Origin of the sequence: Hahella sp. CR1 (assembly GCF_029813005.1) — a bacterium.
Taxonomy (GTDB): Bacteria; Pseudomonadota; Gammaproteobacteria; order Pseudomonadales; family Oleiphilaceae; genus Hahella.
Window position 1 is genome coordinate 83,835 of sequence record NZ_JAPELK010000016.1, and the last position, 12,830, is coordinate 96,664.

At 53.5% G+C, this 12,830-nt stretch carries 11 protein-coding genes; 5 read left to right on the forward strand and 6 right to left on the reverse strand.

Going from position 1 to position 12,830, the window contains the following annotated elements:
* The first annotated feature begins 125 nt into the window (after window positions 1-125).
* The 5 genes from nadB to ONV78_RS27725 all read left to right on the forward strand — a co-directional run bounded on the left by nadB (window position 126) and on the right by ONV78_RS27725 (window position 4,525).
* The gene (gene nadB, locus ONV78_RS27705) at window positions 126-1,742 is read left to right on the forward strand and encodes an L-aspartate oxidase (RefSeq protein ID WP_216738492.1); all 1,617 of its coding nucleotides are present in this window, start codon (window positions 126-128) and stop codon (window positions 1,740-1,742) included.
* Between the two features lie 113 nt (window positions 1,743-1,855).
* Window positions 1,856-2,116, forward strand: coding sequence for a succinate dehydrogenase assembly factor 2 (locus ONV78_RS27710; protein ID WP_011395704.1), 261 nt, complete (start codon window positions 1,856-1,858; stop codon window positions 2,114-2,116).
* Entirely contained in the window at window positions 2,094-2,525 is a 432-nt protein-coding gene (locus ONV78_RS27715) for a protein YgfX (protein WP_279507782.1), read from the forward strand. The genes ONV78_RS27710 and ONV78_RS27715 overlap by 23 nt, the downstream gene beginning before the upstream one ends.
* A gap of 15 nt (window positions 2,526-2,540) precedes the next feature.
* A complete protein-coding gene (locus ONV78_RS27720) occupies window positions 2,541-3,533 on the forward strand; it encodes a hypothetical protein (RefSeq protein WP_279507783.1) in 993 nt (330 codons plus the stop codon).
* Window positions 3,534-3,685: 152 nt separating this feature from the next.
* A complete protein-coding gene (locus tag ONV78_RS27725; RefSeq protein ID WP_279507784.1) occupies window positions 3,686-4,525 on the forward strand; it encodes an HDOD domain-containing protein in 840 nt (279 codons plus the stop codon).
* Window positions 4,526-4,566: 41 nt separating this feature from the next.
* Here ONV78_RS27725 and ung read toward each other — a convergent pair whose 3' ends face one another.
* The 6 genes from ung to ONV78_RS27755 form a co-directional block, all read right to left on the reverse strand.
* Complete coding sequence (ung, locus tag ONV78_RS27730) at window positions 4,567-5,328, reverse strand: uracil-DNA glycosylase (RefSeq protein WP_279507785.1); 762 nt, start codon at window positions 5,326-5,328, stop codon at window positions 4,567-4,569.
* A 42-nt stretch (window positions 5,329-5,370) separates the two neighbouring features.
* Window positions 5,371-6,894 carry a lysine--tRNA ligase gene (gene lysS, locus ONV78_RS27735; protein WP_279507786.1) on the reverse strand — a complete coding sequence of 508 codons (1,524 nt, stop codon included), beginning with the start codon at window positions 6,892-6,894 and terminating at the stop codon, window positions 5,371-5,373.
* 71 nt (window positions 6,895-6,965) lie between these two features.
* Window positions 6,966-8,064, reverse strand: a protein-coding gene (gene prfB, locus ONV78_RS27740; RefSeq protein ID WP_279507787.1) for a peptide chain release factor 2 whose coding sequence is annotated in 2 segments (ribosomal slippage) — window positions 6,966-7,988 and window positions 7,990-8,064 — 1,098 coding nt in all. Because the reading frame shifts where the segments join, the coding sequence is not laid out codon by codon here.
* Window positions 8,065-8,187: 123 nt separating this feature from the next.
* The gene (gene recJ / locus ONV78_RS27745) at window positions 8,188-9,846 is read right to left on the reverse strand and encodes a single-stranded-DNA-specific exonuclease RecJ (RefSeq protein WP_279507800.1); all 1,659 of its coding nucleotides are present in this window, start codon (window positions 9,844-9,846) and stop codon (window positions 8,188-8,190) included.
* 180 nt (window positions 9,847-10,026) lie between these two features.
* The gene (gene thrC / locus ONV78_RS27750) at window positions 10,027-11,421 is read right to left on the reverse strand and encodes a threonine synthase (protein WP_279507788.1); all 1,395 of its coding nucleotides are present in this window, start codon (window positions 11,419-11,421) and stop codon (window positions 10,027-10,029) included.
* Window positions 11,422-11,524: 103 nt separating this feature from the next.
* Window positions 11,525-12,820 (reverse strand): homoserine dehydrogenase, encoded by a 1,296-nt coding sequence (locus ONV78_RS27755; protein ID WP_216738500.1) that lies wholly within the window; start codon window positions 12,818-12,820, stop codon window positions 11,525-11,527.
* Between the last annotated feature and the right edge of the window lie 10 nt (window positions 12,821-12,830).

The following is a 12,830-nucleotide window of genomic DNA, read 5'->3' on the forward strand; positions in this document are numbered from 1 at the left end:
TTTTTTCGGATAGTTCACTCTTAGCCATTAATGTTAGTATATTCAGCTATTCTGCTTGGGCCCAACAACTATCCGGCCCTTTTTCCTGGCTGTTTTTTCCTGATTGCTGGAGTCACGCAAAGGCTATGAGTTTAAGCTTCGAACACGATGTTCTCATTATCGGCAGCGGCGCCGCTGGCCTTACCGTCGCCCTGAATCTTCCTTCCGATTTAAGAGTGGCGGTATTGTCCAAGACTGAGCTCAAAAGCGGCTCCACGCTCTGGGCGCAAGGCGGTATCGCAGCGGTGCTGGACGATGACGACAGCACAGAATCCCATCTGCAGGACACACTGGTGGCCGGCGCAGGGCTGTGCGACAAAGACAGCGTACGCTTTACCGTTGAACATGGTCGTGAGGCGATTGAATGGCTGATCTCCCAGGGAGTGCAGTTCGATACGGACGAATCCGAAGAATCCACGCAAAAATACCACCTCACCAAGGAAGGCGGACATAGCCACCGCCGGATTGTCCACGCCGCAGACGCCACCGGCCGCGCAGTATCCGGCTCTCTGGCCGACCGCGCGCGCGAAAAAGCCAATATTGAAATATTCGAAGACCGCGTCGGCATCGACCTGATCACTCATAGCAAGCTGTTTCTTCCCGGCAACCGCTGTGTCGGCGCTTATGTGTTGAATAAGAAAACCAGCCATGTGGAGCTGTTCCGCGCCAAATTTGTGGTGCTCGCCACCGGCGGCGCCAGCAAAGTCTACCTCTATACCAGCAATCCTGACGTGGCCACCGGCGACGGCATCGCTATGGCCTGGCGCGCAGGCTGCCGCATGGGCAACATGGAATTCAATCAATTCCACCCGACATGCCTCTATCATCCTCAAGCGAAATCCTTTTTGATTACAGAAGCCGTTCGCGGCGAAGGCGGCAAGCTTCTACTACCCAACGGCAAGCGCTTCATGGGTCAGTTTGACGAGCGCGAAGAGCTCGCTCCACGTGACGTCGTCGCCCGCGCCATCGACCACGAAATGAAACGACTTGGCGCGGACTGCCTGTATCTGGATATCAGCCATAAAGACAAAGATTTTATCCTCGGACATTTTCCCACAGTGCACCAGCGCTGCCTGTCTTACGGTATTGATATCACCAAAGAGCCCATTCCCGTGGTTCCCGCCGCTCACTACACCTGCGGAGGCGTGGTTACCGACAGCGCCGGCCGTACGGACCTGAACTCTCTATACGCCGTAGGCGAAACTGCATTTACCGGACTCCACGGGGCTAACCGCATGGCCAGCAACTCCCTGCTGGAGTGCCTGGTATTCGGAAAGTCCTGCGCAGAAGACATCGCCAGCCGTATCGCCCACACGCCAGAGCCGCCGCCCGCTCCCTCCTGGGACGAAAGTCAGGTGACAGACTCCGACGAAGATGTTGTGATCTCGCACAACTGGGACGAACTGCGCCGCTTCATGTGGGACTACGTCGGCATCGTACGGACCAACAAACGCCTGCAACGCGCCAAGCATCGCGTAGACCTGTTGCATCAGGAAATCCGTGAGTATTACAGCAACTATAAAGTGTCCAATGACCTGCTTGAGCTGCGTAATCTGGTGACGGTTGCGGACCTGATTATCTGCTCGGCGATTCAACGCAAAGAAAGCCGCGGCCTGCATTACACCCTGGACTACCCCCACCCGCTCAAAACGCCGGAAAACACGATTTTAACCCCCGTTAATTTTCCCGCTGAGCCTTGGTGAACGTTTATAAATCGCCCCGATAAAGTTTCACGCCGCCATGGGTGGCGGCGAGAGCCTGGGACCGTTATCATGCAGCCAGAATGACGGCCCACGGGCAACATACAGAGGCGCACATGACTGAAGATGTAGAATACAAGCGTTTATTCTGGCACAGCCGACGCGGAATGCTGGAGTTGGACGTGCTGCTGGTTCCCTTTCTCAAGGAAGCCTACCCCGAACTCCCGGACGAAGACAAAGCGCGCTACCGTATGCTCTTAGAGTGTGAAGATACGGATATGTTCCAGTGGTTTATGCAAAAATCCACGCCGGAAGATCCCGATCTGGCGCGCATCGTTAAAATCATCCTAGACCGTGTTCAACCAAGCTACGATTGAGTTGCGACCATCGCTACAGTTGACGCTGTTCTTTACCGTCTTTTTCGGACTGATTGGCGTAGTGTTGTTGGCTCTGGCGATGCCGATCTGGCTAAAACTTTCTTTGAGCGCCCTGTTAGGCGCTCATTTTGTCTTCACCGTCGGCCAGTATGCTCTGTTAACCTGGCCGACTAGCGTGATAAAAATCCGCTATGAAAAAACCGGCGACGAAGACGTGAAAGTCAGGCTATTCAAGCGCAATCAACGCGAGCTGGATACCCGTCTGCACGGAGACACTTGCGTCACTCCAATTGTTACCTTGCTGGTTTGTCATACAGGCTGGCGAGACTTGGTGTTTCTCGTCCGGGATAATTGCGATCCGGATGCATTTCGCCGTTTTCGAGTTTGTTTACGCTTCGCCAGGAATTAAGGGAGATCCATCTATATGACGTCCTTTTGGAACGCCTTCGCCGCCCCCGTAAATACCCCAGCGGCGCAGGTAAGCGACAACGCCCCGCATCTCCACAGGCTGACCAACGTCGCCTTACTGGAAATAAAAGGGCCCGACGCCATCAAATTCATGCAAGGTCAATTTACCTGCGACGTTCAGGATATTACCAGCAATCATTCTTCGCTGGCCGCCTGCTGCACCCCCAAGGGCCGCATGGTTGCATTGTTCCGCATAGCGCAAGCCGAACCTGACTGCTATTTGTTGAGACTTCCCGTGGAAGTCGCGCAAAGCTTTCTCGCTCATCTTAATAAGTACAAGGTGTTTTATAAGTGCACTGTCACCTTGCTGGAAAATTGGGGCGTGATAGGGCTGAGCGGAGATCTGGATGGGCTGCAGCCTATCTCGTCTAACATTCCTACTTCCGCAGATGCCAGTCAGTCCGGCGAAGGCATGTTGCTTATCCGCACACCGGGAGAAGCCTCCCGAGTGGAGTGCTGGCTGGATATCGACCGGGCGTCAAAGGTAATACCAGAGCTGGACAATCAATGCGCGGCCGGCTCTATTGAGGATTGGGAACGCCTGGAAGTTCTCTCAGGGTTGGGAGAGGTTTACCCTGAGACCCTGGATGAGTTTATCCCGCAAATGCTGAACCTGCAGGCGCTGGGCGCCATCAGCTTCAAGAAGGGCTGCTATACGGGGCAAGAAATCGTCGCCCGCATGCAATACCTCGGCACCTTGAAGAAACGCATGTTTTTACTCTTTTCTGATAACTTAACCCCTGCGCCCGGCTCAGCGGTTATCGACGAGACCGGCGTCCGCATTGGTTCAGTCGTGCGCAGCGCTCAAGGACAAATCCTAGCCGTGCTGGATAAGTCTGCGGCAATGGACAAAGCGCCACGTCTGGAGGAGGCTCCGGACGCCTCATTGCAACTACTTGAACTTCCCTACGCAATTGAAGAAGTTAGTAACACAAAGAGAAAGCTTTAGCATAATTCCAAGCCTTAGCGGCGCGTTTCTATGCGCCGCCGACAAGCATCCCCCAAAAATTCTGCTATAACTTAAATTGGACCTTGCAAGAGGCGGAAGCGCTTCTCAGTGGGCCCGAATCCAATGCAGCCAACCTATTCACGGATATGCAAATGGCAGAATTAGAAGAGAAAATCAAAGCAGACATACTTCAGGCAATAGATTCCGATAAGCTGGTGCTGCCCACCCTTCCGGAGGTCGCTCTGCAAGTTCGAGAAGTGGCGGAGAACCCGGACTCCTCCGTTCAGGACCTCGCTAAAGTCATTAGCAACGACACCGCCATGACGGCCCGCATTATACGTGTATGCAACAGCCCGCTTTTACGCGGCAGCAGGGAAATATCGAACCTGACCATGGCGATTGGCCGCCTCGGCATGGCCTACACCGCAAACCTCGCGACAGGGCTGGCGATGGAGCAAATGTTCCAGGCCACCTCGGAACAGATAGATCAACGCATGCGGGAAATCTGGCGCAGCAGTACGGAAGTGGCCGGCATCTGCCACGTGCTCGCGCAACACTACACTAAGTTAAAACCCGACCAAGCGACCTTGGCGGGACTGGTGCACCAGATCGGCGCCCTACCTGTACTGACCTATATCGAACACCACGACATTCATGTCGACAATGAAACTCTCGACAAGCTGATCGAAACCCTTCAGCCCACGATTGGGCAATACATTCTCAAAAAGTGGGACTTCCCTGCAGAACTCCAAATCGTGCCTACAGAGTTCAGCAACTTCCATCGGGAAGCGCCCAGTGTCGATTACGCAGATGTGGTAATGGTCGCCAAGCTGCAAAGCCTGATAGGCAGCCAACATCCTTATACGGAGATGGATTGGGGGCAGATATCGGCGTTCAACCGACTCGGACTCGACCCGGAAATAGACATGAACGAAGCGGAGGATTTAAGCGCGGAAATGGAAGCCGCCATGGCGCTGCTTTCACCTTCCTGACGCAAACGAAAAACGGCGGACCTGGGTCCGCCGCTTTGGCCTTACTCTACAGAGGCTGGCTCTTTCTTGATCAGTCGCCCCTTCTCGTCCAATCGATCCTTCGGAGGCAGTCGCCAGTCAATCGCTTTCTTCTGATGAGCACGCAGATAGTCATTCGTGCTGGCGAAATGACCGCACCCCATAAAACCGCGATGGGCGGATAACGGCGACGGGTGAACACTTTCCAACACGCAGTGACGCTGGCGGTCGATAAAGGCGCCTTTGCGCTGGGCGTAACTGCCCCACAACAAAAACACCACATTTTCCCGCTCGCTGTTTATCAGCTGTATCACTCTGTCAGTGAACTGCTCCCAGCCTTTCCCCTGGTGCGAGGCGGCCTTGCTCTGCTCCACAGTCAGCACGCTGTTCAGCAGCAAAACGCCTTGTTGCGCCCAATAGGCCAGACATCCATGCTCAGGCACGCCCAATCCGAGCTCGTTGTTGATTTCCTTAAAGATATTCACCAACGATGGCGGCGGCGCTATCCCTGGCAGCACAGAAAAGCTAAGCCCATGCGCCTGACCCGGACCGTGATAAGGGTCCTGCCCTAATATAACTACCGACACATTCTCAAAAGGCGTCGAGTTGAGAGCATTGAAGCAATTATCCAGGCTGGGGTATATCACCTTGCCCAGTCCGTCTTGCGCCCCAAGAAACTGCTCCAGTTGCACCATGTAGGGCTTGGAAAACTCGTCTTTCAGGGCGTCCTTCCAGCGGGTGTCTGGGGCCAAAGCCCCAAACAGCACCTCTGCGCAGCTTTGCATCTGCATTCTCCTTTTCTCTATCCGTTCAATGTGGCGGAACGATCAGTCCGCCAACGGGCGCATATGGGGGAACAAAATAACGTCCCGAATTGAGGGCGAATCGGTCAGCAGCATCACCAATCGATCAATGCCAATGCCCTCACCCGCAGTAGGCGGCATGCCGTGCTCAAGCGCGGTGATGTAGTCTTCGTCGAAGAACATCGCTTCATCGTCGCCCGCCTCTTTCTCTTCCACTTGCTTACGGAAGCGCTCAGCCTGATCTTCCGGATCGTTCAACTCCGAGAATCCGTTAGCGATTTCTCTACCGCCCACGAAAAACTCAAACCTGTCAGTGACGAAAGGATTATCGTCATTACGACGCGCCAATGGCGATACTTCCGTCGGATACTCAGTAATAAAGGTCGGTTGCATCAAACGATGCTCAACTGTCTTCTCGAAGATTTCGATTTGAACCTTGCCCAGACCCCAGGATGCTTTAAGAGGAATACCCAGGTCCGTCGCCACTTTTTTGGCGCCGTCCATATTATCAATATCCGCCAGCGTCAATTCAGGATTGAAGTGAAGAATAGACTCCACGACGGTCATACGCAGGAAAGGCTTGCCGAAGTCATAGACGATTTCATCGACCACCTCGCCCTCCGCATTCTTGGAGGTGTTGCGCACTTCCGTCGTTCCCAGCGCTTCCTGAGCCACCCAACGCAGCATTTCCTCGGTCAGGTTCATCAGGTCTTTGTAGTCTGCGAACGCCTGATAGAATTCGATCATGGTGAATTCAGGATTATGGCGAGTGGACAAACCCTCATTGCGGAAGTTGCGGTTAATTTCAAATACCCGCTCAAAGCCGCCGACCACCAGACGCTTCAGATAAAGCTCCGGCGCGATACGCAGGAACATCTCAATATCCAGAGCATTGTGATAGGTCACAAAGGGACGCGCCGTGGCGCCGCCAGGAATGACCTGCAACATCGGCGTCTCCGCCTCAATAAAGTCACGCTTGGTCAGGAAATAGCGGATGCTTTCGATCACTTTGGAGCGAATACGGAAGGTTTCCCGCGCTTCTTCATTCGTGATCAGGTCCAGATAACGCTGGCGATAGCGCATTTCAGTGTTCGTCAGACCTTTATGCTTGTCCGGCAAAGGGCGCAACGCTTTCACCATCAAACGCGGATTTTCCATATTCACGTACAGATCGCCCTTGCCTGATTTATGCAGAGCGCCTTCCGCCGCCACAATATCGCCCAAATCCCACAGTTTGACGTTTTCCAACTGTTCCGGCGGCAAGCCCTTACGATCTACGTACAGCTGAATACGCCCCGTCGTGTCCTGTATGACGACAAAAGGTCCACGCATCGCCATGATGCGGCCAGACACTTTCGCGCGCACGCCCGCTTCTTCCAGCTCTTCCTTGCTTTTATCACCATAACGAGCCTGCAGGTCTGCACAGTAGCTGTCGCGACGAAAATCATTCGGAAACGCCTGCCCCTTTTCCCGCAACTTACCCAGCTTGCCCCGGCGCTCAGCGATCAGTTTGTTTTCATCTATTGCAGGATTTTGGTTCTCTGTCATGGTTTGTTTAATCCACTATTTATCAATCAATTAGCAAAAATTACGGGTCGAGACATAAGCGAAGGGCCTGATTACAGGCCCTGCTTCAAACTCGCCTCGATAAACTCATCAATATCGCCGTCAAGCACCGCCTGACAATTGGAGTTTTCTATTGAAGTACGCAAGTCTTTGATACGCGACTGGTCCAAAACATAAGACCGGATCTGGCTGCCCCAACCAATATCGGACTTACTATCTTCCAGTTGCTGCGCTTCGGCATTGCGCTTTTGTATTTCAAGCTCATACAGTTTCGCTTTCAGCTGCTTCATGGCCTGATCTTTGTTTTTGTGCTGAGAACGATCGTTCTGGCACTGCGTCACGATGCCGGAGGGCATGTGCGTGATACGTACTGCGGACTCAGTCCGGTTAACGTGCTGGCCGCCAGCGCCTGAGGCGCGATAAACGTCTATGCGCAGATCCGCCGGGTTGATGTCGATTTCGATATCGTCATCCACTTCTGGAGAAACAAACACAGACGCAAAGGAAGTATGACGACGGTTGCCAGAGTCAAACGGCGACTTACGCACCAAACGGTGTACGCCCGTTTCCGTGCGCAGCCAGCCGTAAGCGTATTCACCCTGGAAGTGAATCGTGGCGCTTTTGATACCGGCCACTTCACCGGGGGACTCCTCAATCAAGTCAGTTTTGAATCCACGACGCTCGCCCCAACGCAGATACATACGCAGCATCATGCTCGCCCAATCCTGCGCTTCGGTGCCGCCGGAACCCGCCTGAATATCCAGGTAGGCGTTATTGGGGTCCATTTCTCCCGCAAACATCCGACGGAACTCCAAAGTCTCCACCTGTGCGCGGATTGACTCCAATTCGGTTTCCACTTCAGAGACAGCATCCGCGTCCTGCTCTTCCACCGCCATATCCAGCAAGTCGGAACAATCCGTCAATCCGCCGGTCACGTCATCGACGGTTTTAACTACCACTTCAAGGGAGGAACGCTCTTTACCAAGACCTTGCGCGCGCTCAGGATTATTCCACACGCTGGGATCTTCGAGCTCCCTTTCTACTTCAACCAGACGCTCTTTCTTGACGTCGTAGTCAAAGATACCTCCGTAAAGATTCTACGCGGGAGCGCAAGTCCTTGATGGTATTAACTATTGGATTCACTTCTAACATAATCGTCGGGGCCTCAAAAAACAGTTGAAACACGGCAGCGGATCATCCGCCGACCGTAAAGAAAGCCCGCTATTGTAAACAAACTGAACAGTGAGATACACCTAGGAAAAGACGATAGACAGCCTAATTATAAGGCTCCAGATACTCGATGAGCAGTTGCAGATTGCTCTGCCCGCGAAACTCATTTACGTCGAGCCTGAAAACCACCTTTACCCGGTCCCATTCACTGAACGGCGTCGCGGGATCAATATTGAAGTATATCGCGTCATAGCAATTGCCTGAGCGATTATCCGCCAGCGTCATCTTGAGATGGCGCTCGCCGACAATCCGGCAGCTGGCGATGCGGAACTGGCCGTCAAACAGAGGCTCAGGAAAGGATTGCCCCCACGGCCCCGCATTCTTCAAAGTAATCGCCATATTCATGCAAAGCTCTTCGGGAGACAGCTCGCCATCCGTCAAGAGTTTCGCCTGCAGATCGTCCGCACTCACAGCCGCTGCGACAACCTCTTGAAACGCTTCCGAAAAAGCAGTGAAGTTTTCCGGCCGTAAAGACAGTCCCGCCGCCATGGCGTGACCGCCGAACTTGGACAACAGCCCACTGCGCTTGGTGGCGACCGCATCCAACGCATCACGAATATGCAACCCGGGTATTGATCGAGCCGACCCTTTTAGCTCGCCATTATCTCCGGGCGCAAAAGCAATAACGGGGCGGTGCATACGGTCCTTGATGCGCGAAGCTAAAATTCCCACCACACCCTGGTGCCAGCTTTCATCATAAAGACAAACCGCCGCCGGAGGGTTGTCGTAAGTCCAGTTCATACGATCCAGAATCGAAAGCGCCTGTGCTTGCATGTCGCGCTCTATTTCTTTGCGCGCCTGATTCAATCCATCAAGTTCCTGCGCAATCATCAACGCCTTGGTGGGATCCTCCGTCAGCAACAGTTCGATGCCCACGGTCATATCTTCCAAACGACCCGCTGCATTGAGCCTCGGGGCAATTGAGAACCCCAGATCGGAAGCGCTAAGCTTTTCCTGATTACGTCCAGCCACTTGCAGCAGAGCATTAATGCCAGGGCGGCAGCGCTTGGCGCGGATGCGTCGCAGCCCCTGCTCTACCAGGATGCGGTTGTTAGCGTCCAGCGACACCACATCGGCGACTGTTCCCAGCGCAACCAAATCCAGTAAATTAGCCAGGTTTGGCTCTATCATACCCGTAGCGGCGAACCACCCCTTGTCGCGTAACGCCTGCCGCAACGCCAGCATCACGTAGAAAATCACTCCTACCCCAGCGATAGATTTACTGGGAAAGTCGCAACCGGGTTGATTGGGATTAACAATTGCGTCAGCTTCCGGCAACTCGTCACCCGCCAAGTGATGGTCTGTCACGATGACTTGCAATCCAGCCCGTTTGGCGGCTTTTACGCCCTCAATGCTGGCGATGCCGTTATCCACCGTAATCAGCACATCCGGCTGACGTGACAACGCCACATCGACTATCTCAGGAGACAGGCCATAGCCGAACTCAAAACGATTGGGGACAATGTAGTCCACATAGGCCGCGCCAAACATACGCAACGCCAACACCCCCAAAGCCGTACTGGTGGCTCCGTCAGCGTCAAAGTCGCCTACGAAAATTATGCGCTGATTGCGCTGCAACGCTTCCGCCAGAATATCCGCTGCGCTTTGCGCGCCCGCCAGACTATCCAGTTGCAGCAGATGGCTTAACGAGTACTCCAGTTCATCACAACTGGCGACGCCTCTGGAGGCATAGATCCGCTGCAGCAAAGGAGGAAGCCCAGCTTGATTAAGGCATTCCGCCGGAACAGGACGACGTTCGATACGTTTTTTCGATATGGTTTGGGAGAGCTCGCTCACCGGCTATCCAATTTGTTGGTTGGCTAAATAGGAGTGACTCGTGACGGGACCATGTAAATAGTCACCGCCACGATCTGTCAATGGAGATTATTTCTTGAGCTGATCCTGCACAAAGCGCTGCACCGCCTGCAAGTCATTCGGCAACACCGTGAAGCGCTCTTCTCTGTCGAACAGATCAGACATATGAGCAGGTAGCTTCGGTTCTTCCTCGACGCCGGCTTTAACCACAGCTTCAGGGAATTTCGCGGCGTGCGCAGTCGCCAGAATCACCATTGGGGCACTTTTATCGCGACGGCAGGCTCGAGCGGCCTTGATGCCAATCGCTGTATGCGGATCTACAATCTCTTCCGTTTCGGCATAAATCTGATCGATACTCGCCAGAGTAGATTCGTCATCCACAGCGTAGGAGTCAAACAACTCCCTGGCATGACGCCAGCGATACTCCTCAATTGCTACATCCTCTTTATTCATCTTCTCCATAAGTTCCGCCAACAAAGAGCCATTACGACCATGTAGATCAAACAACAGGCGCTCAAAGTTGCTGGACACAACAATATCCATACTTGGAGATAGCGTATGTTGTAATGGCTGCAGGTTGTACTGGTTATTGCTCATAAAACGATGCAGCACATCATTGCGATTTGTGGCGATGACCAACTGGCTCACCGGCAATCCCATATTGCGCGCGAGGTAACCAGCAAAGATATCGCCAAAATTCCCTGTAGGCACAGAGAAAGCGACACTACGGTGAGGCGCCCCCACACTCAGCCCGGCATGGAAATAGTAAACGATCTGCGCCATGATCCGCGCCCAGTTGATCGAGTTCACCGCAACGAGAGGTCGACCACCCAAAAACGCCTGATCGCCAAAGCTCGCCTTAACCATCCGCTGACAGTCATCGAAGTTTCCTTCGATCGCCAGATTATGAACATTATCGCCCGGCGCCGTAGTCATTTGCCTACGCTGAACCTCAGAAACGCGACCATGGGGATGAAGAATGAAAATATCGACATGCTTGGAATGACGACAGCCTTCAATCGCCGCAGATCCAGTATCACCGGAAGTGGCTCCCAGAATCGCCACTTTCTGTCCACGCTTTTCAAGGAAATGATCAACCAAACGTCCCAGCAATTGCAGCGCGTAATCCTTAAACGCCAGAGTGGGCCCGTGAAATAGCTCCATCACCCATTCATTCGCCGAAATCTGCTTCAGCGGCGCCACAGCGGAATGAGCGAATTCTGAATATGCGTCATTGACGATCGCGGTGAACTCTTCGATAGACAGAGAGTCTTCCACGAATGGATACATGACCTTGACCGCCAGCTCCGGGTAACTCAGCCCAGCCCAAGAGGCAATCTCCTCAGGGGTAAAACGAGGTAAAAACTCAGGCACGTACAGGCCGCCATCCGAAGCTAACCCGGTCAACAGAACCTCTTCAAAGTTAAGCGCAGGCGCTTTGCCTCTGGTGCTTACATACTTCACGATTTAAACCCTTTGCCTTTAGCGCAACGCCAATTACCGCGCTGCGCGTTCATCTAATACTGTTAATCGAAAACCCTGCACCGGCAAGGCTTTCTATATTTATTCAACTGAATGATTCAACGCGAATACGCGTCACTTTGCCAACCACATCAGGGAGCGCCTCGATCACCGCCAAGGCATGATTCATATTCATTTCCTGCACCCGGTGAGTCAGCATAATCATGGGGATCAGCCCGTCATGCTGCTCGCTTTCCTTCTGCACAATCGACTCAATATTGATGCTGTGTTCACTCAGAATCTGAGCGACATTGGCCAGCACTCCAGGATGATCCTGCACAAGAATGCGCAAATAATAAGCGCTAACAACTTCCTCCACTGGAACCACCTCAAGATCATTGAGGTGCTCAGGGTTATGCCCCAGAGAAGGAACGCCAACCGCCACGCCTTGACGCGACGCCCTGGCGATATCCACTAAGTCTGCAACTACCGCAGACGCTGTAGCCTCAGCGCCAGCGCCAGCGCCGTAATACAAAGTCGGCCCCACAGCGTCGCCGTCGACCATCACGGCGTTCATAACGCCATCGACTTTTGCGATCAGCTGAGTTTCTGGCACCAACGTTGGATGTACACGTAGCTCAACACCGTGTTCCAAACGTCTCGCTATGCCCAAGTGCTTGATGCGGTAACCGAACTCTTCCGCATACTGAACGTCTTCCGGCGCAATCGCACTGATGCCTTCCGTATAGGCGCGCTTGAATTGCAGCGGAATACCGAATGCAACGGACGCCAAAATGGTCAGCTTATGCGCAGCGTCAATGCCTTCCACATCAAATGTCGGGTCTGCTTCAGCATATCCTAAGGCTTGCGCCTCTTTCAGCACATCCTCAAACGCGCGACCTTTGTCACGCATTTCCGTCAAAATGAAGTTGCCAGTACCGTTAATAATTCCAGCCAGCCAGTTGATTCGGTTTGCAGCAAGGCCCTCACGCAGCGCCTTGATCACCGGCACGCCACCAGCCACAGCCGCTTCAAACGCCACTGTGACGCCCTTGCGCGCAGCCAACTCAAAAATTTCGCCGCCATGCTCTGCAATTAACGCCTTGTTGGCGGTAACCACATGTTTGCCGTTCTCGATCGCTTTGAGGATCAACTCTTTCGCGATTGTCGTGCCGCCAAGCAGCTCAACAACGACCTCAACTTCAGGGTCAGAAGTTACAGCGAAGATATCAGTGGTAAATTGCGTTGAGTCCAGCTCACAAGCCGGATTCATCCGACGGGATGCGACACGGATTACTTCAATAGCCATACCCGCACGCGCCGCAATATCAACACCATTGCGCGCCAGCACGTTAAAAGTTCCACTACCTACAGTGCCCAATCCACAAATAGCTATTTTCATCTACCACGTC